The organism is Acutalibacter sp. 1XD8-33, from assembly GCF_003612555.1.
GTDB lineage: Bacteria > Bacillota > Clostridia > Oscillospirales > Acutalibacteraceae > Acutalibacter.
The window spans coordinates 133534-158268 of record NZ_RAZF01000006.1; the positions used below are offsets into that span (position 1 = coordinate 133534).

At 56.2% G+C, this 24735-nt stretch carries 19 protein-coding genes and 2 pseudogenes; 17 read left to right on the plus strand and 4 right to left on the minus strand.

Annotation, left to right across the window (positions count from 1 at the left end; translation table 11 throughout):
- Nucleotides 1-151: 151 nt before the first annotated feature.
- Nucleotides 152-445: pseudogene (locus D7X94_RS19055) on the plus strand (relaxase/mobilization nuclease domain-containing protein); the annotation flags it as partial.
- Here the strand turns inward: D7X94_RS19055 and D7X94_RS06940 are convergent.
- Nucleotides 380-1235: pseudogene (locus D7X94_RS06940) on the minus strand (ParA family protein). The pseudogenes D7X94_RS19055 and D7X94_RS06940 sit on opposite strands and share 66 nt — an antisense overlap.
- Before the next feature lie 289 nt (nucleotides 1236-1524).
- Between D7X94_RS06940 and D7X94_RS18380 the strand changes: the two are divergent.
- Nucleotides 1525-1701, plus strand: a complete 177-nt coding sequence (locus D7X94_RS18380; RefSeq protein ID WP_158590930.1) for a hypothetical protein — start codon at nucleotides 1525-1527, stop codon at nucleotides 1699-1701.
- A 234-nt stretch (nucleotides 1702-1935) separates the two neighbouring features.
- Here D7X94_RS18380 and D7X94_RS06950 read toward each other — a convergent pair whose 3' ends face one another.
- Both D7X94_RS06950 and D7X94_RS06955 read right to left on the minus strand, forming a co-directional pair.
- Nucleotides 1936-2481, minus strand: coding sequence for a DUF1836 domain-containing protein (locus D7X94_RS06950; protein ID WP_120426995.1), 546 nt, complete (start codon nucleotides 2479-2481; stop codon nucleotides 1936-1938).
- An 11-nt stretch (nucleotides 2482-2492) separates the two neighbouring features.
- The gene (locus tag D7X94_RS06955) at nucleotides 2493-3203 is read right to left on the minus strand and encodes an HAD family hydrolase (protein WP_158590931.1); all 711 of its coding nucleotides are present in this window, start codon (nucleotides 3201-3203) and stop codon (nucleotides 2493-2495) included.
- Between the two features lie 502 nt (nucleotides 3204-3705).
- Between D7X94_RS06955 and D7X94_RS06960 the strand changes: the two genes are divergently transcribed.
- The 15 genes from D7X94_RS06960 (at nucleotide 3706) to D7X94_RS07035 (ending at nucleotide 23295) form a co-directional block, all read left to right on the plus strand.
- Nucleotides 3706-6072 (plus strand): ATP-dependent helicase, encoded by a 2367-nt coding sequence (locus tag D7X94_RS06960; RefSeq protein ID WP_120426997.1) that lies wholly within the window; start codon nucleotides 3706-3708, stop codon nucleotides 6070-6072.
- Between the two features lie 8 nt (nucleotides 6073-6080).
- A complete protein-coding gene (locus D7X94_RS06965) occupies nucleotides 6081-6794 on the plus strand; it encodes a carbon-nitrogen hydrolase family protein (protein WP_120426998.1) in 714 nt (237 codons plus the stop codon).
- Nucleotides 6788-7249: a GNAT family N-acetyltransferase gene (locus D7X94_RS06970; protein ID WP_120426999.1), complete on the plus strand. Its 462-nt coding sequence runs from the start codon at nucleotides 6788-6790 to the stop codon at nucleotides 7247-7249. Before D7X94_RS06965 ends, D7X94_RS06970 begins: the two co-directional genes overlap by 7 nt.
- Nucleotides 7246-7836 carry a DJ-1/PfpI family protein gene (locus D7X94_RS06975; protein ID WP_120427000.1) on the plus strand — a complete coding sequence of 197 codons (591 nt, stop codon included), beginning with the start codon at nucleotides 7246-7248 and terminating at the stop codon, nucleotides 7834-7836. Before D7X94_RS06970 ends, D7X94_RS06975 begins: the two co-directional genes overlap by 4 nt.
- Before the next feature lie 6 nt (nucleotides 7837-7842).
- On the plus strand, nucleotides 7843-9564 hold the full coding sequence (locus D7X94_RS06980) for an ABC transporter ATP-binding protein (protein WP_120427001.1): 1722 nt from the start codon (nucleotides 7843-7845) through the stop codon (nucleotides 9562-9564).
- The gene (locus D7X94_RS06985; protein WP_120427002.1) at nucleotides 9561-11309 is read left to right on the plus strand and encodes an ABC transporter ATP-binding protein; all 1749 of its coding nucleotides are present in this window, start codon (nucleotides 9561-9563) and stop codon (nucleotides 11307-11309) included. Before D7X94_RS06980 ends, D7X94_RS06985 begins: the two co-directional genes overlap by 4 nt.
- Before the next feature lie 504 nt (nucleotides 11310-11813).
- On the plus strand, nucleotides 11814-13232 hold the full coding sequence (locus tag D7X94_RS06990; RefSeq protein ID WP_120427003.1) for a family 43 glycosylhydrolase: 1419 nt from the start codon (nucleotides 11814-11816) through the stop codon (nucleotides 13230-13232).
- Between the two features lie 13 nt (nucleotides 13233-13245).
- Nucleotides 13246-14679 (plus strand): glycoside hydrolase family 32 protein, encoded by a 1434-nt coding sequence (locus D7X94_RS06995; protein WP_120427004.1) that lies wholly within the window; start codon nucleotides 13246-13248, stop codon nucleotides 14677-14679.
- Between the two features lie 468 nt (nucleotides 14680-15147).
- Nucleotides 15148-16074 (plus strand): ABC transporter permease, encoded by a 927-nt coding sequence (locus D7X94_RS07005; protein ID WP_120427006.1) that lies wholly within the window; start codon nucleotides 15148-15150, stop codon nucleotides 16072-16074.
- A gap of 15 nt (nucleotides 16075-16089) precedes the next feature.
- Complete coding sequence (locus D7X94_RS07010) at nucleotides 16090-16998, plus strand: carbohydrate ABC transporter permease (protein WP_120427007.1); 909 nt, start codon at nucleotides 16090-16092, stop codon at nucleotides 16996-16998.
- Between the two features lie 46 nt (nucleotides 16999-17044).
- On the plus strand, nucleotides 17045-18895 hold the full coding sequence (locus D7X94_RS07015; protein ID WP_120427008.1) for an extracellular solute-binding protein: 1851 nt from the start codon (nucleotides 17045-17047) through the stop codon (nucleotides 18893-18895).
- A gap of 357 nt (nucleotides 18896-19252) precedes the next feature.
- Complete coding sequence (locus tag D7X94_RS07020; RefSeq protein WP_158590932.1) at nucleotides 19253-20137, plus strand: transporter substrate-binding domain-containing protein; 885 nt, start codon at nucleotides 19253-19255, stop codon at nucleotides 20135-20137.
- An 80-nt stretch (nucleotides 20138-20217) separates the two neighbouring features.
- Nucleotides 20218-20907: an amino acid ABC transporter permease gene (locus D7X94_RS07025; protein WP_120427010.1), complete on the plus strand. Its 690-nt coding sequence runs from the start codon at nucleotides 20218-20220 to the stop codon at nucleotides 20905-20907.
- Between the two features lies 1 nt (nucleotide 20908).
- Complete coding sequence (locus D7X94_RS07030; RefSeq protein ID WP_199715033.1) at nucleotides 20909-21631, plus strand: amino acid ABC transporter ATP-binding protein; 723 nt, start codon at nucleotides 20909-20911, stop codon at nucleotides 21629-21631.
- 194 nt (nucleotides 21632-21825) lie between these two features.
- Nucleotides 21826-23295 carry an amidohydrolase gene (locus tag D7X94_RS07035; protein WP_120427012.1) on the plus strand — a complete coding sequence of 490 codons (1470 nt, stop codon included), beginning with the start codon at nucleotides 21826-21828 and terminating at the stop codon, nucleotides 23293-23295.
- A 367-nt stretch (nucleotides 23296-23662) separates the two neighbouring features.
- Here the strand turns inward: D7X94_RS07035 and D7X94_RS07045 are convergent, their stop codons facing one another.
- On the minus strand, nucleotides 23663-24589 hold the full coding sequence (locus D7X94_RS07045; protein WP_120427038.1) for a S1 RNA-binding domain-containing protein: 927 nt from the start codon (nucleotides 24587-24589) through the stop codon (nucleotides 23663-23665).
- Between the last annotated feature and the right edge of the window lie 146 nt (nucleotides 24590-24735).

Sequence of the window (24735 nt, forward strand, 5' to 3'; positions counted from 1 at the left end):
CAGTGAAGCAGGCTTCTTTGGGCTGGCGGCAGCTCCTGCAATAAAAAGCCCGTCCTCATCCGTGTGGTCCTCTGGCTCCTTTCATGCGTCCGGCACAATCGGGGCAGTATTTTCCCCGGTTGGACTTGGGGAGAAACTGACGAGCGTCCATGCAGAACTGAAAGCCGTGGAAAGCACCTTGCATGAGAAAAAGGACTTGCAGAAGCAGCTATTGGCGTACATCAAGACCAAGTCAGCCCGTGACGGGCTGAAAGCACAGAAAACAGAGAAAGTCCACAAAAACTACCGGGAGCAGCGCGAAAGCGATTTTTTGATAGCCGAAGCTGCCACCCGGTATTTTAAGGCACAGGGAATCTCCAAGCTGCCAGCGTCCAAAGCCTTACAAGCGGAGATTGAGCAGCTTATGAGGGAGAAGAACAGCCTTTACAACGAGTACCGGGAAAAGCTGATTTTCAACCTTCAGCACCTCCTTCGTCAGATTTTTGTAGGTATTGGCCACCTTGCCCTCCGGGTCATGGGCGTAAATGCTTTTCCCCTCTGCGCTGATCTCTTTTGCCCGGACAGAGTGGGGGATTTCAGAAGCAAAGACTTTGATCTTGGAACCGTAGTTCTCCCGCAGCAGAGCGGCGATTTCTTTGGCAAAATTTTGTCCGGGAATCTACCATGGTTAGGAGAATCCCGTCTATTTTCAGCTTGGGGTTGATCTGGCGGCGCACCTTATTGATGGTCTGCAAGAGCTGTTCCAGGCCCTTGGCCGGGAGATACTCCGCCTGGACTGGCACAAGGACGCTATTCGCGGTAGCCAGAGCATTGACGGTCAGTAGCCCCAATGAGGACTGGCAGTCTACAATAATATGGCTGTACTGGCGTTTCACTGTTTCAAAGTGCTGGCGCAGAATCGTTTCCCGACTCATGGCATTTACCAGCGAAACCTCCATGCCGGACAGCGGAATATTCTCTGGCATCAGGTCCACGCCCTCCGAGTGGCGCAGAATCCCCTTGCCGGGGCGGACCGGCTGATCGGTCAGGATGCGGCCCATTGCGTCAGAGAGGGTAAATGGCAGCTTATCCGGCTGGGGATTGCCCCGGCTGATGGTAAGGCTACCCTGGGGATCGCGGTCCACCAGAAGAACCTTTTTGCCTGCCCTGGCAAGGCCAATGCCTAAATTGACACAAGTTGTGGTCTTGGCCGTCCCGCCTTTCTGGTTTGAGCAGGCGATGATTTGCGTGTTCAAGATAATCACCTCGTTTCTTGGTATGAAAAAAGGGAGGATGTAACCGGAATCAACATTCTCCCTTGGAAACGATATGCGATTGTATGTTTATCTGCCATGAAAGAGGCTGCCTGTCCGGGAGACATCCCGCCGGAAACCCGCGTGAATACTGGATTTCTACTTGTTGCCTATACCTTTCCCCAATAATCTGTGTTTAACGAAATGTATTCAGCCGATGTGTCGGTCAAGATAAAATCGGCGTACCGTGCAAGGTTTCAGCAGGGGAAATTTATGGGGACGTATGCGCCCTATGGGTATATCAAAGACCCTGCTGACCACAACCATCTTGCATTCAATCCGTCTGGATGAAAAATCGGCTTTTATCATGTTCCAAGGTGGAACCACAGGCGCTCGGTTCCTGACCTATTTGAAAGATATCCTGAGCCCAACCCTTCGTCCCGGTGATATTGTCGTGATGGGCAGATAAGGGCAACACGCGCCAGATCATGCCAATGCGACGTGACGCGTGGCTCGTGGCTTGTGGCTTGTATCATAGGGCGAATATCTGTATATGAAATACCCCCGGCTTCGCCAGGGGATTTTACTTGTGTGCCTTACCAACTAATCTGAAAAAGAGCAATAACAAACAAAAGCCATCCGGAAACTTCCCGAGGGCTTTTGCGCAGCTTTTTCGCGCAAAACGGCCGCTCTTCGGGAAAGTCTATTTTTTCCCTTTGGCATCCCCGCTCTTTTCTTCGGTAGCTAATTGGCAGAGAATTCGTTCTGCCGCAGCCCGCTTGGCGTTGGATTCTGCCGCCAGGCGCATGGCTTCCCGGCGAAGGTTCTTTCCGTTCCGGCAGCTTTGCTCCAAATCCCGGCAGGTCTCTTGAACAGCGCCTGTATGAGCGGAGAGAAAGGCCTGGTACAGCTCCGGGCCCAACTCGTTGCCATTGTTCAACAGGGTGGCAATATCTGGGATAGTAAGCACTTGCTTCAGCATACATATGGTGATCAAAGCGGCTAAATGCTGGCGGCTGTACTTCTTCTTTTCCGGGTGTGGCAGCACGCCGTTTTTTACATAGTTGTTGATCATAGAGTTGGTGAGCAGCACGTCCTCTTCGTCCCGTTCAAAAAAGCGAAGGCTGTCCCGCAGATAGAGAAGGACCTGGTCAACGTACAGGGGAATGACGGGCAGCTCGTCCCAGCTAGGCGGTGAGAGCTCCTTGCCCTCCTCGGCCCATTGCAAGATGATTTCAGCGGCGTCCATTTTTCTTCCCCTTATTCTAAAATCTCCAGCAGTCCGGAGATTTTGTCGATGTTGTGCATATCCTCCCGGGGCTCGGAGGCCGGGATGGCGCGGATCAGCACAGGATGGATTCCATGGGCCCTGGCGCCCTCCAGATTTTTGGGCAAGTCGTCCACAAAGACGGTTTGCTCCGGGGGAAGGCCCATTTTCGAGAGTGCGTCCTGATACATTTTGGGATGGGGCTTGAATACGCCCTGTTCAAAGCTGTAGGTCACGCAATCCATGTAGTCGAGGATGCCGGACTCCTCTAGCGCCGGCACGATAGACGGCCAGGTGTCAGAGATAATCCCCAGCTTATATGTGCCACGCAGGGCCTTTAGGGTATCAATGGTGTCGTCGAACAGACGGTAGTTACCCGGCTTGTTGTAGAGCTTGTCTTTCACGACTTTGTGAATCTGTTCCTCAGTTACCCCAAGCTCCGGGAGAGCAACGGCAATCTGGGTGTAATAGGCGAAAAATTTTTGGTATTCCTCCTCAAAGCTGTGGAGCAGATGATTTTTTTCCAGCTCGGCATTGGCGTCCCACAAAATTTTGTCCAGCCGTTCCTTGGGGATAGCGTTCATCTTTTCCTCGGAGAAATATTTCCGGGCGAAATCGGAAAACGTCCAGCTTCCCGAAGGGGGAAAGAGCAGCGTGCCCCCCAGATCCAGAAAAACGCCCTTGATGTTCTTCAGCTTGTCCATACAATCAGCCTCCTTTGCTTCATTGTAACCGCAAACGCGCCGTTTGTCAAATTTTTCCCCCATTGCTTGTCTTTCCCTTCCGGCTATGGTAGAATAGAAGAGCGTAGTTTGCAGTGCATATTTTGGCCTCTGGCAGCTTAGAGTTCGTTAGACTTCGTCTTACGAACTCTGCCCCTAAGAACCCCACCACCTTTTGGAAAAGGTGGACGAAAACTTTACCCTGGACAGTATTGGCCGGTCCAGCTGGCCTTAAGCTGGCGGGGGTGTGGGGGTGAGCGTCTGCCAGTGGCAGACAAGCTGCGAACCGACCGAAGCGGCAGCTGAGACTCGCGGAGCCCCATGAACTTGCCGTAGCCGCGGGGAAGATTGCCTGTGGCAATCGTTCTGACCTGACCGAGCCGGCAGGTGAGACCCTTTGCGGCGGAGGACACACAGTATTTACACACATTAATAAATTACAAATCCCCGCGGGAAGCCGCTGGGATAGAAAGAGGGATATACAATGGAGTATCCGAAAGAGGAATGGCTGGAGCTGCGCCGCAGGGCGCTGGAAAAGGACTTTTCCCGGATGAACGAGCGCCAGAGGCAGGCGGTGTTCCATACGGACGGCCCCTTGCTGATCCTGGCCGGGGCGGGCAGCGGCAAGACCACGGTGCTGGTCAACCGTATCGCCAATCTGGTGCGCTATGGCAAGGCCTACCACAGCGGCTTCCTCCAGCCGGAATTCACGGAAGGGGACGCGGCAAACTGCCAGACCTATCTGGACGGCAGAGAGCTTTCGGAGATCACCAGAGTTCGCCTCTCCGTGTCCGCCTGCCAGCCCTGGCGCATCCTGGCCATCACCTTCACCAATAAGGCCGCAGGGGAGCTGAAAGACCGCCTCTGCGCCATGCTGGGGGAGGAGGGCCGGGATATCTGGGCGTCTACCTTTCATTCCAGCTGTGCCAGAATGCTTCGCCGGGACGGGGAACGCCTGGGCTACAGCGCTCATTTCACCATCTATGACACGGACGACAGCCGTCGCCTGATGAAAGAAGTCATGCGAGACCTGGACATCAACGAGAAGAGCCTCTCCCACCGGGCCATTCTGGGGGAGATCTCCCGGGCAAAGGACAGCCTGGTTTCCCCGGAGGAATATGAGTCCCAGGCAGGGGCGGATTTCCGGCTGAAGGTGGTGGCTCGAGCCTATCTGGCGTACCAGCGCCGTCTGGCGGACTCCGACGCCATGGACTTCGACGATCTGCTGGTGAACACGGTCCGTCTCTTCCAGAAATGTCCGGACGTGCTGGAATACTACCAGGACCGGTTCTGCTATATTATGGTGGACGAATACCAGGACACCAACCACGCCCAGTACGAGTTTGTGCGCCTTCTGGCCAAAAAGCACAACAACCTGTGCGTTGTGGGCGACGATGACCAGAGTATCTACAAGTTCCGGGGGGCCACCATAGAGAACATCATGAATTTCGAGCAGGATTTCCCCGGGGCCCAGGTGATCCGCCTGGAGCAGAACTACCGCTCCACTCAGAACATTCTGGACGCCGCCAACGCCGTGATCGCCAATAACCTGGAGCGCAAGGGCAAAACCCTGTGGACCGCCGCCGGGGCCGGGGATAAGCTCCATCTGCACACCGCCGAAACCGAGCAGGACGAGGCGGAGCGGGTCTCCCGGATCATCCTGGAGGGCGTGGCCAAGGGGCGGAAATTCTCCGACTACGCCATCCTCTACCGGATGAACTCCCAGTCCCGCACCTTCGAGAGCGTGCTGGCCAAGTCCGGCGTACCCCACCGGATCATCGGCGGGACCCGCTTCTTCGACCGCAAGGAAGTGCGGGACATGATAGCCTATCTCAGCGTGATCAACAACCCGGACGATGAGATCCGCCTGCGCAGGATCATCAATACTCCCAGGCGCAGCATCGGGGAGAAAACAGCCGATACCGCCGCCCAGATCGGCCAGCAGGTGGGGGAGAGCATGTTCCAGGTGATCGGCCATCCGGGGGACTTCCCGGCCATCTCCCGCTCTGCCAATAAGCTGCTGCCCTTTGTGGAGCTGATGCGGGGGCTCATGGAGAAGAACGAGGCCGGAATGGCCCCCAGCGAGCTCTATGGGGAGCTGGTGGAGCAGACCCATTACCTGGAGTTCCTCAAGACGGACGAGCCGGAAAAGGCGGAGGACCGCACGGAGAATGTGCAGGAGCTCTCCTCCATGCTCCAGCGGTACGAGCAGGAGAGCGGGGAAGAGGCCAGCCTCTCCGGCTTTCTGGAGGAGGTTGCCCTGTTCACCGATATCGACAACTATGACGAGGCGGCGGATTCCGCCGTGCTGATGACCATCCACTCCGCCAAGGGCCTGGAGTTCCCTGTGGTGTTCCTGCCCGGCTGGGAAGAGGGGGTTTTCCCCGGCAACGCCGTGCTCTACGACCCCAGCCAGGTGGAGGAGGAGCGCCGTCTGGCCTATGTAGCAATTACCCGGGCCAGGGAGGAGCTATACATTTATAACGCCGAATCCCGGATGATCTTCGGCTCCACCAGCCACAACCGGATCTCCCGCTTTGCCGACGAGATCCCCGGCGAATTGATCGAGCGCAGCCGTTCCCGGGAATACGCCGTCCGCCCGGAAGCATCTTCTTTCAGCGCGAGCGCCCGGCCGGCGGCCCGTCCCACGCCCAGCTACCGGCCTACGCCCCACAAGCCCGCCCCCGCCGGAACCTACAAGGTGGGGGACACGGTGATGCACAAGACCTTCGGCACGGGGCTGATTCTGGCTGCCACGCCCATGGCCAACGACAGTCTGCTGGAGATCGCCTTCGACAAGGCGGGCACCAAGAAGCTCATGGCGAACTTCGCCCGGCTGACGAAAGTGTGAGGCGTCCCATGAAAATCTGTCTGACGGTCCCGGAGCGCTTCGTGGCCCAGCGAGAGCTGCCCCAGCTCCTCTCCCGGCCTGCGGATCTGACCCTGTTCCCGGAAGGCTTTCTTCGCTCTCCGGACGACCTGGATCTTGCCCTCCGACTCACGGAGAACCGGCCCGGTACGGTGCTAGCCGGATATCGGGACGGCGGCTGGGAAAAAGCTGTGATCCTCGAAAACGGCCGGGTGGTGGACAAATACACCAAGTGCATCCTCACAAAAGGGGAGAGGGGGAAGGGCAAGCGGCCTGGGGACCGGATCCGCTGCCTGAATAGCAGCCTGGGCAAAATTGCCGCGCCCATCTGCTATGAGCTCCACTTCCCGGAGGTCTGCCGGATGATGGCCCTGGAGGAACCTGTTCTGATGGTGAACCCCATCGGCACGGGCATGTACCACCGGCTCCAGTACCTCCAGTGGACGGCGCTGGCCCGGGCACGTGCCATCGAAAACGAGCTTCCCGTGGCGGGCTGCTGCCACTTCTGCGGGGAGATCCCCCTGGCCTTCGCCTTTGACAGCCAGGGCGAGACGCTGCTGGAAGCGGAGGGCTCTCCCGGGGCCTTCTTCGTGGAGCTGGAGCCGGCAGGAGAGCGGCCCATCGGCTATCTGAGGGATCGCAGGCCGGAGCTCTTCGGAGGCCTCTCCGAAAAATCATTGGGAGAAAAGGAGCGGATATGGTAAGACTAGTGGAAGAGAAGGACCAAAAAGAGCGGATCTGCCGGGAGATTCTGGGGGCCCTGCCGGACTGGTTCGGCATCCCGGAAAGCGTAGAGGAATATGCCAAAAACTGCCGGGAGCTGCCCGTCTGGGCGGCGGAAGCGGAGGACGGCCCGGTGGGCTTCATCGCCTACCGGCCCACCAGCGCTCAGGCCGGAGAAATCTATGTGATGGGCGTGCTGCCGGACTGCCGCCGGAAAGGCCTGGGCCGGGCGCTCTTTCGGGAATTGTACGCCTATGCCAGGGAGAGCGGGTGCAGGTTTCTGACGGTAAAGACCGTGCAGTCCGGCCGGTATGAAACCTACGGCCGCACAAACCTCTTTTACCGATCCCTGGGCTTTGTGGAGCTGGAATGCCTGCCCACCCTGTGGGACGAGGCTAACCCTTGCCAGAATTATATCATGGAGGTCTGTGGATGAAGGTATTGCTTTTTTGCGCGAAAGGCTTTGAGACCATGGAGTTCAGTCCCTTTATTGATGTGTTCGGCTGGGCCGCGAACGACTTTGGCTGCAATGTGCAGGTGGTGACCTGCGGCTTTGAGAGGCAGGTTGCCAGTGCCTTTGGGGTGCCGGTTCTGGTGGATCGACTGCTTTCGGAGGTTTCAGCGGAGGGCTTTGCCGCGCTGGCAGTGCCTGGGGGCTTTGAGGAGTACGGCTTCTATGAGGAAGCCTATGACAGCCGTTTTCTCCGGCTGATTCAGGAGTTCCGGCGGCAGGGGAAGCCGGTTGCCGCTGTGTGCGTAGGAGCCCTGCCCTTGGGAAAGAGCGGGATTCTGAAGGGGATAAGGGCGGCGACCTATCATCTGGGGAACGGCCGCCGGCAGAGGCAGCTGGCAGAATTCGGGGCGCGGGTGGCTGATGAGCGGGTTGTGGCAGAGGACGGCATCATCACCTCCCGGTGCCCAGAGACAGCCGCGGACGTGGCCTTTGCCCTGCTGGGTATGCTGGCTGGTCCAAAAATGGCCGAGACCGTCAGACAGGCAATGGGATATAGAGCGGAGATGTGAAATACTATGAAAAAACTGCTGGGTTATTTGACAGAATATCGAAAGGAATGCGTGCTGGGCCCCCTATTCAAGCTGCTGGAGGCCTCCTTTGAGCTGCTGGTCCCCCTGGTGATGGCCGGCGTCATCGATACCGGCATCGCCAACCGGGACCAGGGCTACATCATCCGCATGTGCCTTGTGCTGGTGGCTCTGGGTGTGATCGGCCTTGCCTGCTCCTTGACGGCCCAGTTTTTCGCGGCCAAGGCCTCGGTTGGGTTTGCGGCCAAATTGCGGGCGGCGCTGTTCAACCGGATTCAGAGCCTGAGCTTTTCTGATATGGACGCCCAGGGCACCTCTACGCTGATCACCCGTATGACCAGCGATATCAACCAGGTACAGAACGGCATGAACTTGACCCTGCGGCTCTTTCTGCGTTCGCCCTTTGTAGTATTCGGGGCCATGGTGATGGCTTTCACCATTGACTGGAAGGCGGCGCTGATTTTCGTGGTGGTGATTCCCCTGCTGTCGGTGGTGGTCTTTGGCGTTATGCTCTGGACCATGCCCCGCTATAAGCAGGTGCAGGCCTGGCTGGACAGGGTGCTGGGCGCAACCAGGGAGAACCTCACCGGGGTGCGGGTGGTACGGGCTTTCGGGCGGGAGGAATCTGAGGCCGCCGCTTTTCAAGAGGAAAACAACGGGCTCACCCATTTTCAGGAATTCGTAGGAAAAGTTTCCGCGCTGATGAATCCTGTCACCTATATCCTCATCAACTTGGGGGCGGTTGCTCTGATTTGGGTGGGCGCTCTTCGGGTGGATGGGGGGATGATTACCCAAGGGGCGGTGGTGGCCCTGCTGAATTATATGTCCCAGATTTTGGTGGAGCTGGTAAAGTTGGCTAACCTGATCATCAACATCACCAAGGCCTTGGCCTGCGCCAACCGGGTGGCAGCGGTGATCGAGTTCCAGCCTGGAATGGTTTCTCCCGCCGGGGGCGAGGCCGGGGTGGATGCCGGCGTGGCGTTCGACCATGTGGAACTCACCTATGGTGGGGCCGGGGCACCCTCTCTTTCGGAGCTGTCTTTTTCGGCCAGGCCAGGGGAGACGATTGGGATTATCGGCGGCACGGGCAGCGGAAAGTCCTCTTTGGTGAATCTAATCCCTCGGTTCTATGACGCTACGGCAGGCCGGGTGCTGGTTGGCGGCAGAGACGTGCGGGAGTGGCCCTTGGAGCAGCTCAGAAACTTGGTAGGCGTGGTGCCTCAGAGAGCGGCGCTTTTTACCGGGACCATTCGAGAAAACCTGCTCTGGGGCAAGGAGACTGCCGGCGATCAGGAGCTCTGGCAGGCCCTGGAAACCGCCCAGGCCAAAGAATTTGTGGAGCAGAAGCCCAAGGGCCTGGACGAACCGGTGGAACAGGGAGGGCGGAATTTCTCCGGCGGACAGAGACAACGGCTGACCATTGCCCGGGCCCTGGTGCGCCGTCCGAAGATTTTGATTCTGGACGACAGCGCCAGCGCTTTAGACTTTGCCACAGACGCCAGGCTCCGGCAGGCCATTCATCAGCTGGACTACCGGCCCACGGTGTTTATCGTTTCCCAGCGGACCTCGTCCCTCCGCCACGCGGATCAGATTATCGTGCTGGACGACGGCCAGGCGGTGGGTATCGGAACCCACGAGCAGCTGCTGGAAAGTTGTGAGGTCTACCGGGAAATTCATGAATCCCAGTTCCGGAAGGAGGGGCGGCAATGAAACAGAAGGCAAAAAAGGGCACGCTGAAAAAGGTGCTGCGGTATATCCGCCGCTACCGTTTTCTTGTGGGGCTGTCGGTGCTGCTGGCGGGGGTATCCGTGGCGGCGACTCTCTATATCCCCATTCTTACCGGCGACGCGGTGGATAAAATTATCGCCCCCGGCCAGGTGGACTTTGCCGGGATCGGGAGCATCCTGGTCTATATCGGCATCGTCGTGGGTATATCCGCCCTGGCCCAGTGGGTAATGAGCGTCATCAACAATCGGGTGACCTACCGCGTGGTGCGGGATATCCGCAACGAGGCCTTCCATAAGCTGCAAAAGCTGCCCCTGCGGTATCTGGACTCTCATCCGGCGGGGGAGATTGTCAGCCGGGTGATCGCGGATGTGGACCAGTTCGCCGACGGCCTCTTAATGGGCTTTACCCAGCTCTTCACCGGCGTGATCACCATTCTGGGGACCATCGGCTTCATGGTCTCCGTGAACGCCGCTATCACGCTGGTGGTGCTGGTGGTAACCCCAATTTCCCTGGTGGTGGCCGCATTCATCGCCAAAAGCACCTATCATATGTTCCGGGCCCAATCTCAGGTGCGGGGCGAGCAGACCGGATTTGTGGAGGAGATGGTGGGCGGCCAGAAGGTGGTGCAGGCCTTTGGCCAGGAGCGTAAGTCTATGGCGCGCTTTGAGGAGATCAACGAGCGCCTGCGGAAATGCTCTCTGAAAGCCATCTTCTTCTCCTCCATCACCAACCCCTCCACCCGTTTTGTGAATTCCTTGGTCTATACCGGCGTGGGAATTGCGGGAGCCCTGTCCGTGGTGGCCGGCCGGCTGACGGTGGGACAGCTGACCTGCTTTCTGAGCTATGCCAACCAATATACGAAGCCGTTCAACGAGATTTCCGGGGTGGTCACCGAGCTGCAAAACGCGCTGGCCTGTGCCGCCCGGGTGTTCGAGCTGATTGAGGAGGAGCCCCAGGTTCCGGATTCACCGGAGGCGTTCCAGCTGGAGGCGGCTTCGGGAGCTGTGCGGGTGGAGGGCGTGAATTTTGCCTACCGCCCGGGTCAGAAGCTGATCGAGAATTTTAATCTGGATGTGAAACCGGGCCAGCGGGTTGCGTTGGTGGGCCCTACCGGCTGCGGCAAAACAACGGTGATCAATCTGCTTATGCGGTTTTATGATGTGGATTTGGGCAAAATCTCTGTAGACGGTCGGGATATCCGGGAGATTACTCGGAAGAGCCTGCGGAGAAACTACGGTATGGTTCTTCAGGACACCTGGCTAAAACAGGGCACTGTGCGGGAGAATATTGCCTATGGCAGGCCGGACGCGGCTCTGGAAGAGGTGGTGGAAGCGGCCAAGGCCGCCCATGCTCACAGCTTTGTCAAGCGCCTGCCCCAGGGCTACGACACGAAAATCGGCGAGGAGTTGGGAGGCCTGAGCCAGGGGCAGAAGCAGCTTCTCTGCATCGCTCGGGTAATGCTGTCCTTGCCGCCCATGTTGATTTTAGACGAGGCCACCTCTTCCATCGATACCCGCACGGAAGTGCGCATTCAAAAGGCCTTTGCCAAGATGATGAAGGGCCGCACTAGTTTTATCGTGGCCCACAGGCTGTCTACCATCCGGGACGCGGACGTGATTTTGGTTATGCGGGACGGTCACATTATCGAACAAGGAAGCCATGAGGAACTTTTAGCAAAGAACGGCTTCTATGCCGAATTGTATAACAGCCAGTTCAGCACTGTATAGGGAGACATGATGGGGGTTCCAGCACGAAAGCCAGAGGAATTTTCCTCTGGCTTTCGTGGCTTTATTCTAGTCAGGGGTCTGGAGGCGAACTCCCGGCTGCCAGAGGCCAATCCATAACTACTGTGAAGCATATTTTCAATGTCATGAAATGACTACTGCTGCTTTTTGTGCTCTCGTATGATTGCGGCCCGCCTTTGGAGTGAAAAAATTGTAGTCTTTGTTGAAAAAACTGCTTGACAAATTCAATAGGGTGTGATATGCTATTGTGCAAAGAGATAGTGACAACGTAAACATATCAAATTATTTGTGAATTGCGCTGTGCTATGCTCTGACACATTGCGTGAGATTGTCTGTTCACTAGAGGTCAAAGGTTGTTCCGCTTTTCAAGGAAATTTTCTTTTCCTTAAATTTGACAACGTTGTCAAATGCTGGAGCGTTTATCCCATTCTCACACAAAGAGACCGCAGGTTTACCACTACTTCTTACGATCAGGAGGGCTTCTGTATGGAGCTATTCTACAATCCGAAAAATGCTGTTGTGGGGGATGTAATCCCTTTCTATGACAATGGTCAGTTTAAGCCTTTTTATCTCCGGGGGAATCGGGGATATTTTGGCGAAGACTCCTTCGGCGGCTGGACCATGCTTACCACCCAAGACCATCTTCACTTTACCGAAACGCCCACAGGCATTCGGGGCGGCACAGGTTCCGTGCTGCTGGTGGACGGAGTGTATCACTTGTTCTACTGCACCTTCAAACAAAATCCCAAGCGGGAGACGATTTGTCACGCTATCAGCAGGGATCTGAAGGCTTGGGAGCCCATCCCGGAGGACAGCTTCACTGCCGATGGAAAAACATACCAGCTTACCGACTGGCGGGATCCTTTTGTCTTTTGGAACGAGGAGGCAGGGGAGTGGTGGATGCTGGTTGCCGCAAAGGAGACCGGCAAAACCGCCCGCACTGGCTGTACCGCCCTGTGCGCCTCCAAGGACCTGCACAGCTGGGAGTACCGCCCACCCTTCTATGCCCCCCACATGCACATGAGTGCCCACGAGTGCCCAGACCTGTTCAAAATGGGAGACTGGTACTACCTGATCTATTCCCAGTACACGGACCGCTTCCAGACCTACTACCGCATGAGCAAGAGCCTCTGTGGCCCATGGATTGCTCCCGCCCGGGACAGCTTTGACACCCGGTGCTTTTATGCGGCCAAGTCTGGCACCGACGGCAAGGATCGTTATCTGTACGGCTGGAACCCCACCCGCCACTATAACAACTGGGGCTTCAATCCGCCTATCCACACTGGTTATGACTACAATTCTTTTGACTGGGGCGGGGCAATGATTGTACATAGGCTGGTGCAGAACCCCGATGGAACCCTGGCTGTCACGGTTCCGGAGAGCGTGGACAGTGCTCTGCAAATCCCCAACAGCATCCCCATGCAACCCCAGAACGGCCCTTGGACCACCGGCGAAGACTGGGCCAAGACGGATAATCCCTGTGGCTATAGCTCCTTGTTGCTGGAAAATCGGGTTCCGGACCTGTGCAAATTGGAAATGGATCTGGTTTTCTCTGAAACCATTCGGGAGATCGGTGTGGCCGTTCAGGTAGACGAGCAATTCGGGGTGGGCTATTATTTGAGCCTGATGCCTCACAAGGGGCGTTTGGAGTGGAAGTCTGGTTTGCGGATGTACGATGAAGGTGGCTGGACCTTCCCCTATGACGTGGAGATGGAGCGGCCCATTGAGCTGGCCCCCAACCAGCCCCACAAGCTGCGGATCTTCGTCCAGGATACCATCCTCCTTGCCTATCTGGATGATCAGGTGGCCTTAAATACCAGAATGTTTGACTACAGCCGCCAGCGTTTTGGGCTCTATGCCTCAGACGGCCAGGCGGAGTTCCGAAATATCAGACTATGGACTTAAGGAGGAGAAAACCATGGAATTATTTTACCGTCCTGGAAAAGCCGTTCTGGGCGATGTGATTCCCTTCTATGACGAGGGAAAATTCAAGCCCTTTTTTCTCAAGCATGCCCGGGGACATGAGGCGGAGGGCCCTGAGTACCGGACAGGCTGGTTTATGCTGACCACAGAAGATCACCTCCATTTTGCCGAGCATGATACCGGAATTACCGGCGGCACAGGCTCCGTGATCAAGGTGGACGGCCTCTACCATTTGTTCTACTGCACCTTTGAGGATAATCCCCGGCGGCAGTATGTTCGCCATGCCACCAGCCCGGACCTGGACAGGTGGACCACGCTGGAGGAGGTTCTTCCTCCGGATGGAAAGATCTACGACCTGGCTGAGTGGCGGGATCCCTTTGTCTTCTGGAATGAGGAGGCAGGGGAATGGTGGATGATTTTGGCCTCGGCTGTGATAGGAAAAACAGAGCGCCGGGCCTGCGTGGGTCTCTGCGTTTCCAAGGACCTGCACAGCTGGGAATATCGTGAACCTTTCTATGCCCCTATGGCGGCGGGAGGAGCCTGCGAGTGTCCGGACCTGTTCAAAATAGGGGACTGGTACTATCTGGTTTACTCCAACTACTGCGACCGCTTCCAGACCATGTACCGCATGAGTAAGTCCCTGACTGGTCCTTGGACTGCGCCGGTGAAGGATGACGCCTTTGATACCTGCGCCTATTATGCCGCCAAAACCGGCACCGATGGAGTTAACCGCTATATCTATGGCTGGAATCCTACCAAGGAGCTTCCAAAAAAGACCTTTAATCCCAGCAACCGAATCAGCCAGGACTGCTGTTCCTGGGATTGGGGCGGTAATCTGGTGGTACACCAGGTGCTGCAAAATGAGGATGGAACTTTGCGCGTGGTGCCGGAGCCTCATGTGGACGCTGCCCTGAAAACCAAGAATCCTCTTGCGGTGGAGCCTATGATAGGCAGTTGTGAGGCAGCGGGGGGTCAAGTGAAGCTCAGCGCCCGGGAAGGGTTCGCGGGAGCGCTTCTCGGCCAGGTGCCCGCTTGCTGCAAGCTGGAGGCCCAGGTGGAGTTTACCCCGGAAACCCGGCGCTTCGGAATTGCCCTGCAAGTGGACGAGAACTTCGACGCCGGATATTACCTGTACCTGGAGCCCGCCAGAGAGCGGTTGGAGTATGTGTCTGGCATCCGCTTCTGGGGCGAGGATGGGGAAGGCGGCAAGATGTTCCCCTATGCGGTGGAGCTGGAGCGGCCCATTCATCTGGAGCCCGGAAAGAAATATTCTATCAAGGTATTCGTAGATGGCACTGTGCTGGTGGTGTATGTGGGGGACCAAATCGCCATGAATGCCAGAATGTACGACTATAAAGACCGGCGCTTCGGTTTATTTGTTATAGATGGCCAGGCGGAATTCACCGATCTGGCGCTCTATACGGAATAGGCGGGAAATCAGAGTTGTTCGGTTACTTACGGGAAAAGTTTTGGAGTAATGGAAGGCTTCCGGCACACCGCGCCAAGCGGGGCGAAATGCGCAGGCTTAGGTTTCGCGGTAGTGTCAAAAAGATAGACACTCGCGCGGCTCAGTCGGGTCAGAACGAGAGTTCATACCTACATGAACTCTTCGCCACTGGCGATTTTCCCCGTCCCTTGACCGCGCAATGTGTTTGGCTTTATCGCACTCAGCCAGCCAGGGTAAAAGTTTTTGATCAAACTTTTTTCAAAAAGTTTGCGAGGTGTGGAGCAGAGCTGCACGACCTTTGCCGTAGCCGCGCCCTTTGCGGCGGAGGCCTTCTACCACACAAAAACTCTTCTATATATAAATCGAAAGCCAGGGCCCTGGCTTTGAAGCAAATCAGTAATTTGCTTCATTCCTCATTGTAAGACCCCATAGAGAAAGGATTGATCCACAATGGATGGCGGCAAACAAAGAAAGTGGACCCTGCAAAAGGTGTTGGGCAGCTGGCAGCTCTATGTGCTATTGCTTCCGGCGGTGATCTGGCTGGTTTTATTCGCCTATTACCCCATGTATGGATTGCTTATCGCCTTTAAGGACTTCAAGGGCAGAATGGGCATATTGGGCAGCCCCTGGGCAGAACCGCTTTTCAAGCATTTTGAGACGTTTTTCAGCACCAGCATCGCGGTAAACGCCATCTGGAATACGGTGGCCATCAGCGTGCTGACCTTACTGGTGGGGTTCCCGGTGCCGGTAATCTTCGCCTTGCTGCTGAACCAGATCAGGCACACGAAAGTCCGCAAGGCTGTGCAGACGATCTCCTATGCTCCCTACTTCCTGTCTACGGTGGTGATTGTGAGTATTATCTCCATGCTCTTTTCCGCCAACGGTCTGGTCAATGGTGTTGTCACTTCCACTGGGGAAAAAGAGATCTTTTTCACCAGTCAGCCGGAGTGGTTCCGTCCCTTGTATATTGGGTCCTCGGTGTGGCAGAGCATGGGCTTCAATGCCATCATCTACATTGCCGCCCTGGTGGGAATCAGTCCAGAGTATTATGAGGCGGCCATTGTGGATGGCGCCACCCGTTTCCAGCGGATTATGCGCATCGACCTACCCCTGATTCTGCCCACGGTAATCTTGATGCTGATTTTGAACGTAGGCAACATTATGAATGTTGGCTATGAAAAGGCGTTCCTGATGCAGAATAGTATGAATACCACGGTGAGCGAACTCATCTCTACCTATGTTTACAAGGTAGGCCTTCAGCAGGCCCAGTACAGTTTTGCCACGGCGGTGGGGCTTTTCAATTCGGTGGTCAACTTCATCCTGCTGGTTATTGTGAATTTCGTCTCCAAGAAATTCAGCGACATCAGCATATTCTAATTGGGGGGAGTAAGCATGAAAAGCATCGCGAAGAAGAAGGGCCCCATTCGCCAGAGCGCTGGGGACCGTACCTTTACCATTGTGAATACCATTATTATGGGGCTGATTACCATTGTGATTGTCTATCCGCTTTGGTATGTGCTGGTGGCCTCCCTGACGGATCCGGTCATCGTCAACTCCGGCAAGCTCCTTCTGTATCCGGAGTCCTTCTATACCCAGGGCTATTCCCGCGCTTTTTCTTATGGCCCCTTGTGGACCGGCTATAAAAACACCCTAGTCTATACGGTGGTGGGTACGGCTATCGCCCTTCTATGCACCATTCCGGCGGGCTATGCCCTTTCCCGGATGGACCTGCCTGGCCGGCGGGGAATTATGTTCCTGTTCACCTTTACCATGTTCTTTAACGGCGGCATCATCCCTCTATACCTGGTGGTCCAGAACCTGCATATCTATGATACGATCTGGGCCGTTGTGCTGCCAGTGGCTGTGTCCGCTTATAACCTCATCGTATGCCGCTCGTTCTTTGAGTCCGGCATCCCTGTGGAAATGTTAGAGGCCGCGAAGATCGACGGCTGCGACGACTTCACCTTCTTCTTCCAGTTCGTGATCCCGCTGTCCTCTACCATCATTGCCGTGATGTGCCTGTTCTATGCCACTGCCCTGTGGAATATGTTCTTTAATCCCCTGATGTTCCTCTCCGGCAAAGATAAAATGCCTTTGCAGGTAGTTCTGCGGGACTTGGTGCTCACCAACCAGGCCAGCACCATCACCAGCAGCGCGGAGGAAATTGCCATGAGGCAGAAATTGGCGGAACAGTTGAAATATTGTATCGTTGTACTGGCCGCCGCGCCGCTGCTCATCGTGTATCCTTTCCTGCAAAAGTACTTTGCGCAGGGAGTCATGCTGGGTGCGGTGAAAGGCTAGTATGAAGATAAATTTTTAGAAGGTAAAATCAAAGGAGGAAACGAAAATGACAAAACGCATTCTGGCGCTGGTTCTGGCGCTGTGCCTGACGCTGTCCTTGGCGGCCTGCGGCGGTGGAAACGAAAGCTCTTCCACTAGCAGTGCGTCCAGCGAGAACGGTTCCAGCAGCTCCCAGGCGGAGGACTCCTCCACCGGCGGGGACGAGAGCGCCGCCGGCGGGGAGACCGCCCAGTATCCCGGGCTCACCGAGAAGGAGCAGGAGGCCGTGGACGCCGGCCTGCTGAAGCTGGACGGCTCCACTCCCATCATCACCGATCCCGACGCCTTTGAGGAGAAGTACGGCAAGATCAGCATGTTCGTCCACTACACCGGCAGCCGTACCCGGGGCGTGGAGGAGCTGGAGATCGTGAAGCAGTTGGAAGAGCTCACCGGCATCCGCTTCGAGTGGGACGACGTGCCCTTCGACGGCGTGGCCGAGAAGATCAACCTGATGCTCTCTTCCGGCACCGATTTGCCCGATGCCTTCTGGAACTTCCAAGACGGCCTCTCCGGCAACTTCGCCGTGCAGTACTCCGATCAGGACGTGTTCATGCCCACCGAGGACATGATCGAGAACTACATGCCCGCCTACAAGGAGCTGCTGGACAGCAAGCCCGAGTACCGGGTGGAGTGCACCGCTCCCGACGGCCACATCTATGGCTTCCCCTATGTGGAGGAGATGTTCGGCCTGGTGCTGACCCCTGGCCCCTTCGTCATCAACGTGGACTGGCTGAAGAAGGTCAACAAGGAGATGCCCACCACGGTTGACGAGTGGGTGGACTGCCTGAAGGCTTTCCGCGACGCCGGCGACCTGAACGGCAACGGCAAGGCGGACGAGGTTCCCCTGGCCACCCAGTTCGGCCAGCACGACACCTTCGGCTCCAACGACATCTTCTACCGCTTTACCGGCTGCTTCGGCCAGGCGGACTCCTACTGCGGTGGCAACAAGTACGCGGACCATCTGGCCCTGGACGACAGCGGCAAGGTGATCTTCACCGCTACCGACGACGCTTTCCGCAAGACCGCCGAGCTCTTCCACACGCTCTATGAAGAGAATCTGATTTGGAATGGCGCCTTTGAGGCGGATTCCAGCCTGTACTTTGAGAACTCTCTGCTGAAAGAGGACGTGGCTGTGGTGGGTTCCTACAGCACCTGGGGCGGCGAGGCCTCCATCAATAACATCGACGTGCGCAACCAGTACGATCCCATGCCCCGCCTGACCGGAGAGAACGGCAAGGGCGGCTTCCGCCTGAACTATTCCGAGCTTCAGGATAGCTCCAACACCGCTATCACTACCACCTGTGAATTCCCCCATGCCATCGCCGTGATGCTGGAAGTGATTGCCAAGGATCCCAAGCTCACCGTTACCTGTAACTGGGGCACCGCTGGTTCTGTATTCATTGAGGAAGAGGACGGCTATCTCACTAAGCCCAAGGATGAGAACGGCAACCACATTCCCCAGGGCGAATTCGCTGACGGCGTAAACAGCCCCCGCGAGAACACGACCCCCTGCCGTGGCTCCTTTATCATCAAGGATGCCTACTTCGACACCGTTGTAGACTATGACGCGCCCACTCTGCTGGACGGTCAGAAGGCCAACGGCAAGGAGGAGATCCTCAGCGATTACGAGAACAATGTGATCCCCAAGGTGCTGACCACTGTGGAGGAGGCTTCCCGTCTGTCCCAGATTCAGCCCACCATCTCTGACATCGTGGACCGCTATGTGGTAGACTGGACCCTGAACGGCGTGACCGACGAGTCCTGGGAGAGCTATAAGAACGAGCTCGCCGGCGCCGGCATGGAGGACCTGATCTCCCTGTGGCAGACCGCTGTGGATCGGGCAAAGGCCAACTCCTGATCTGTATAGTTTAAAAAAGGTCAAAGGACTATTTTGAACCAGGTAGCACAGCTACTAAACTTAAAAATCAGCTAAGCTGAATTTCAAGTTTATTCACTGTAGTAGTCCGTACAATGAATTCAAAGAGGTTGCGGCAAGGGATAGTTTTGCCGCAGCCTCTTTCAGCGTTCTGGCAGAAACCTTGGAGTAGCGCTTGCCACAGAACCATGGAAACGACCTCTAAAAAAGTACACAAAATATCAGAGAGTCTATAACAGAAAAGTAGGAATGAAAGAAAATTCATGAATAGACCTTGACAATGCATATTTATGCGGATATAATGTATACCAAATAAAAAAGAAAGAAGTGCAGATGAGTATGAAGATGAAAAAAGTGATCGCTCTTACCCTAGCTCTGTGCCTGATGCTTGCCGCTCTCGCGGCCTGCGGCGATGGCGGAAAGTCTGACAGCGGGAATGTCCTGAAGGTAGCCACCAGCCCCGACTTTGCCCCCATGGCCTTTGTGGACACCAGTAAGTCGGGCCAGGACCAGTATGTTGGCTTTGACATGATGCTGGCCAAGTACATTGCCGAAGAGATGGGGAAGGAGCTGGTGATTATGCCCATGAGCTTTGAGGCATGCACCACCGCTGTGAGCATGGGTACGGTGGATATGGCCATCTCCGGCTTCTCCTGGCGGGAGGACCGGGAGGAGGGCTTCAACCTCTCTGATTTCTATTATCCCGGCGACAACGAGAGCGACCAGGTAGTGATTACCCTGAAGGAGAACGAGGGCAAGTTTTCCTCTCCGGAGGACTTTAATGGCGTGAAGGTGGGGGCTCAGACCGGCTCTCTGCAGGAGTCTCTATGCCAGGAGCAGCTGCCCGACTGTGAGCTGGTCACCATTGGCGAACTGGGTACTGGCCTTTTGCAGCTGAAAAACGGCGACTTTGAGGCCATGGCTGTGGCGAAGGGCCAGGCTGACGTATTCATGTCCAACGACCCAGCTGTGGCCCTATCCGGTTTTCAGTTCGAAGTAGACGAAAAGTATACCGCCAATGTAGTTGTCATGAAGAAGGGCGCGGATGACTTGACCCAGGAGGTTAACGGCATCCTTAAGAAAGCCTACGATTCCAACGTGTATGGCGATTGGTACGAAGAGGCCAAAGAGCTGGCGATGAGCGCTACCGCCAACGAAGTCACGTATGACGACGAAGGCAATGCCCCCGCAGGGGATGAGTCCTCTTCTCAAGAAGAGGAGTAACTGAAAAAGCATACTGTTCCAGGGGACCCGCCCGGCTATGGGCGGGTTTCGCAGTATCAGAAAAATGGAGGGAGTAAAGAATGGATCTATCGTTGTTAGGGCCAAATATCATCCGGCTGCTGCGGGATTATTGGCAGGTGTTTTTGCTGGAGGGCGTGGTCAACACCCTGAAGCTGACGGCGATCGCGGTGCTGTTCGGCGTAATCTTGGGCACGCTGGTGGCTATGGCAAAGATGTGCCGGTTTAAGATCGTGCGCTTTCTCATCGGCGTCTATATTGAGGTGATACGGGGCACGCCTATCCTTTTGCAGCTGTACATATTTTACTTCGTGCTGCCCCAGCTGTTGCCCTTTCTGGCGCTGTCGCCCTTCATGTGGGTAGCGCTGGCCCTATGCATTAACTCCTCTGCCTATGTGTCAGAGGTGATACGAGCGGGCATCCAGGCCGTGGACAAGGGCCAAACCGAAGCTGCCCGAAGCCTGGGGCTTTCCGGCCGGCAGACCATGCTGCGTATTGTTTTGCCCCAGGCGGTGCGGAATATTCTGCCTGCCCTGGGCAATGAATTTATCATGATGCTCAAGGAAACCTCTCTGGCCTCCACATTCTTCCTAGGGGACCTGATGACTTCCTATCTGCTGGTGGGCGGCGCCACTTACCTGCGCTTTGAGGCCCTTATCATTGTGGGTGTAATCTATCTGTGCCTGACCTTCCCGCTGAGCAAGGTTGTGGCCGCGTTTGAAAGGAGGATGGCTCATGGAACAGCGGACTGAGCTGATCAAGACTGTGGATCTGCACAAGAGCTTCGGAAAACTACAAGTTCTCAAGGGTGTCTCAGAGGTGATCCATGCCGGGGAGGTGGTGTCTGTGATCGGGCCCTCCGGAGGAGGGAAGAGCACTTTCCTGCGCTGCCTGAATCTTTTGGAAACTCCCGAGCAGGGGCAGATTTTCTTTGAGGGCGTGGAGATCACCGGCAGAAAAGTGGACATTGACCGGCACAGGCAGAAGATGGGGATGGTGTTCCAGCACTTTAATGTGTTCCCCCATCTGTCGGTGAAGAAAAACGTCACCCTGGCCCCCACTCTGGTGAAGGGGATCAGTCAGGCGGAGGCGGACAAAAAAGCAATGGAGCTGCTGGAACGGGTGGGGCTGGCCGACAAGGCAGAGGTTATGCCCGGTAAGCTTTCCGGCGGGCAGAAGCAGCGGCTGGCCATTGTACGGGCCCTGGCTATGGAGCCGGACGTGATGCTGTTTGACGAGCCCACCAGCGCCTTGGACCCGGAGATGGTAGGGGAGGTGCTGGAGGTCATTAAGGGCCTGGTAGAGGGAGGCATGACCAGCGTCATCGTTACCCACGAGATGGGCTTTGCCCGGGAGGTTTCAGACCGGGTGCTGTTTATGGCAGAGGGGAATATTCTGGAGTCCGGCCCTCCGGAGGAGTTGTTCAACCACCCATCAAACCCCAGGCTGCGGGACTTTTTGGCAAAGGTATTATAAGAACCTGTACCAATAAGATCTTGCACCCATCTTTCCGGCAAATTTAGCCGTTAACTACGTTGTGAAACCTTGAAAATCGCGAGATTTCCTGCGTTTTCATGCCTTGCTACCGACTAAACTTGCTCGGAAATCCGGGCACAAATCCTATCGGTACAGGTTCTAAAAAGCAAGCCCTATATTAAGGAGGCAACACTATGACAAAAGCGGATCTTTATCAGATGCTGGAGGAGAAACAGCAACTGTTTTTTGACACTGCGGACGCCATCTGGGCGGATCCGGAGCTGTCTCTTTCCGAGCACCATGCCGCCGCCCGATATACCGCCCTGCTTGAAGAGCTGGGCTTCACTGTGGAGAACAGGCTGGCCGGGATGGAGACGGCCTTTTCCGGCAGGTTTGGCAGCGGAAGGCCGGTTATTGGTATTCTTGGGGAATATGACGCCTTGGCCGGGCTCAGCCAGCAGGCCGGGGCTTTGGAGCCATGCCCGGCCACCAAGGATGGAGACAACGACTGTGGCCACGGGTGTGGTCACCATCTGCTGGGCGTGGGGAGTCTGGCAGCAGCCTGGGCAGTGAAGGAGTATCTGGCTGCCAGCGGAGAGAGCGGCACGGTGATTTACTATGGCTGTCCCGGAGAGGAGGGCGGCGCGGGCAAAGCCTTTATGGCCCGTGATGGCCTGTTCTACGGCCTGGACGCGGCACTGACCTGGCACCCGGGCTCTACGAACGAGGTGTTTACCGGCACGAACAACACCTCCATGCAGGTGGAGTACACCTTTCACGGCATAGCTGCCCACGCGGCGGGGAATCCCCACCAGGGCCGTAGCGCTTTGGACGCGGTGGAGCTGATGAATCTAGGGGTGCAGTTTCTGCGGGAGCATATCCCCACTACCGACTGCCTGCATTATGCGGTTACCAATGCCGGAGGCATCTCGCCCAATGTGGTGCAGTCCAAGGCTACGGTATTGTATATGGTGCGGTCTGATACGGTACCCCACAACAAAGAGCTGCTGGCCCGGGTGGACCGTATTGCGGAGGGTGCGGCTTTGATGACTGATACCAGCTTTACCAGGCGCTTTATTGACGGTACCGCCGACCTGCTGCCCAACGAAGCTCTGGAGCGTGCCCTCTATAAGAATATGGCGGAGATTCCTCTGCCGGAGTACACCCAATCTGAGAGAGAATTTGCGGCGGCGCTGGATTCCACCTGCCCCCGGGACGAAGAGCTGCCGGGTATGGGCGCTAAGTACGACTGGGAAATCCGGAAGCGGGTGGCGGAGCTCTCGGACAATGGCGCGGCTCCGTTGAACGATTTTCTCCTGCCCTACTTCCACAGCGATAAGCAGTCCCCGGGCTCTACGGACGTGGGAGATGTAAGCTGGCAGACCCCGACCGCTCAGATTACCGCTGTGACTTGGCCCGCCCACTCGCCTGGGCATAGCTGGCAGAATGTGAGCGGCGGCACTTCCGGAGTAGCCCATAAGGGAATGCTCTATGCCGCCAAAGTGCTGGCGGGAGCAGCGGTGGACCTGTTCACCCAGCCGGAGCTGTTAGAGAAGGCCAGAACTGAGTTCCAGGCTGCGGCGGCTAGGGGATATACCTGCCCCATTGAGCCTGACGCGACGCCAGTGCCGGTAGAGGAAATGCTGTATAGTAAACGCACTTGAAAATCGGTATATACCGATTTTCAAGTTGGGTTGCTACGCCGCCTAGGGCTTGTTTGAAAATAGAGAAAATGACGAATTTTGCCCAGAAGAGGTCAATTTCAAGGCGGAAACCGCAAGTCAATCTCGCGATTGACGAGGATTTCCAACGCGGAAAGTGGCCTCTTCTGGGCAAAAAGACGATGTTTTCGATTTTTCAAACAAGCCCTAGTTCAAAGGAGGTCAAATACCTCTTTTGAACTGCGTTAACTATAAAACCCGGAAGTCGGGAGACGGCCGGGAGCCATAGGCGCGCCTTGTTATAGAATTGTGATACTCAATCCTCCATGCCCCTTGAAAGGGAAAATTCCGCATCGCGTGAACAGCGTGATTATGATGTGAACCGGGTGTAAATTAGCTTATCGCTTTGTGGAGGCGAGTACACAAATTCGTCCAAATGGGCGCCGGTAAAAAAATATTCCGGGGGCAGAGGGCGCCGGCGTTCGCATTCAAAGGTTTCAATGATAATCAGCTTCAGCTTCATCCGGGAGGGGAGCACGCTTTTGATAAAAACGCTGGCCTGCTGCCCGGGAAAAATATTCTCTTTCAGCTCGGCCAGCCCTGCCAAATTGGGAGCCAACTCCACAAACACGCCATAGCTCTCGATGCTGCGGATGACGCCTCCCACCGTTTCTCCGGCCCGAAATCTGGCGGCGTTTTCCTCCCAAGTACCCAGCAATTCCTTATGAGAGAGGGTTACCCGGTTTCCCTCCTTGCTTTTTACCACCGCGCGAATATCCATTCCGGGCAGAAAACGCTCCCGGGGGTGTTCAATGCGGGAGACAGAGATGGCGTCAATTGGCAGGAGAGAGGAGATCCCGCAGCCAATATCCGCGAAGATGCCGAAGGGCTCCATATGGGTCACTCGGGCGGCAATTACGTCGCCGGGAGTAAGGGCGGTTATGTATTGGGACTGGCAGCGTTCCTGGGCCTCCCGCCGGGAGAGCAGCGCGGTGATCTGCCCGGCTTCGTCCCGGACGAAATCCCGCACGACAAAGCAGACCGGCCGGTTTACCCGGGAGAGAATGGCAATATCCCGCACAGTACCCTCCCGAATGCCTAGAGCGCCTTCCTCCCGGGGGATGATCCCCTTCATAAAACCCAGGTCCACAACAAGGTTGTGCCCGGCGTCGCACATCACCGCCCGGGATTCCAGAATCCGGCCCTCTCGCATGGCCTCGGCCAGGGATGCGGGAGACTGGAGCGCCCCGATGTTTTCCAGGGTGTCCAGCAGATGGCCTTCGGGGAAAAATTGCATTTTTACCACTTTCCTTTCTGTTTCTATGTGAAAACGCGCACCTTCCTTTTCTTGTGCTTTCAGGGAAATATATGCCCGCGAAGGGGGAAAAATGCGGGTCGGAAGAAAAGACTTGCATATTTTGCCCCGGTGGGATAAAATGAAAG

Coding starts and splice junctions, on each gene's coding strand:
- D7X94_RS06990 (WP_120427003.1), top strand. CDS start 11,814: ATGGAGCTATTCTACAATCCGAAAAATGCTGTTGTGGGGGATGTAATC.
- D7X94_RS07025 (WP_120427010.1), top strand. CDS start 20,218: ATGGATCTATCGTTGTTAGGGCCAAATATCATCCGGCTGCTGCGGGAT.
- D7X94_RS07020 (WP_158590932.1), top strand. CDS start 19,253: ATGAAGATGAAAAAAGTGATCGCTCTTACCCTAGCTCTGTGCCTGATG.
- D7X94_RS07045 (WP_120427038.1), bottom strand. CDS start 24,589: ATGCAATTTTTCCCCGAAGGCCATCTGCTGGACACCCTGGAAAACATC.
- D7X94_RS06970 (WP_120426999.1), top strand. CDS start 6,788: ATGGTAAGACTAGTGGAAGAGAAGGACCAAAAAGAGCGGATCTGCCGG.
- D7X94_RS06950 (WP_120426995.1), bottom strand. CDS start 2,481: ATGGACGCCGCTGAAATCATCTTGCAATGGGCCGAGGAGGGCAAGGAG.
- D7X94_RS06960 (WP_120426997.1), top strand. CDS start 3,706: ATGGAGTATCCGAAAGAGGAATGGCTGGAGCTGCGCCGCAGGGCGCTG.
- D7X94_RS06980 (WP_120427001.1), top strand. CDS start 7,843: ATGAAAAAACTGCTGGGTTATTTGACAGAATATCGAAAGGAATGCGTG.
- D7X94_RS06985 (WP_120427002.1), top strand. CDS start 9,561: ATGAAACAGAAGGCAAAAAAGGGCACGCTGAAAAAGGTGCTGCGGTAT.
- D7X94_RS07005 (WP_120427006.1), top strand. CDS start 15,148: ATGGATGGCGGCAAACAAAGAAAGTGGACCCTGCAAAAGGTGTTGGGC.
- D7X94_RS06975 (WP_120427000.1), top strand. CDS start 7,246: ATGAAGGTATTGCTTTTTTGCGCGAAAGGCTTTGAGACCATGGAGTTC.
- D7X94_RS06965 (WP_120426998.1), top strand. CDS start 6,081: ATGAAAATCTGTCTGACGGTCCCGGAGCGCTTCGTGGCCCAGCGAGAG.
- D7X94_RS07035 (WP_120427012.1), top strand. CDS start 21,826: ATGACAAAAGCGGATCTTTATCAGATGCTGGAGGAGAAACAGCAACTG.
- D7X94_RS06995 (WP_120427004.1), top strand. CDS start 13,246: ATGGAATTATTTTACCGTCCTGGAAAAGCCGTTCTGGGCGATGTGATT.
- D7X94_RS07015 (WP_120427008.1), top strand. CDS start 17,045: ATGACAAAACGCATTCTGGCGCTGGTTCTGGCGCTGTGCCTGACGCTG.
- D7X94_RS06955 (WP_158590931.1), bottom strand. CDS start 3,203: ATGGACAAGCTGAAGAACATCAAGGGCGTTTTTCTGGATCTGGGGGGC.
- D7X94_RS18380 (WP_158590930.1), top strand. CDS start 1,525: ATGGGTATATCAAAGACCCTGCTGACCACAACCATCTTGCATTCAATC.
- D7X94_RS07010 (WP_120427007.1), top strand. CDS start 16,090: ATGAAAAGCATCGCGAAGAAGAAGGGCCCCATTCGCCAGAGCGCTGGG.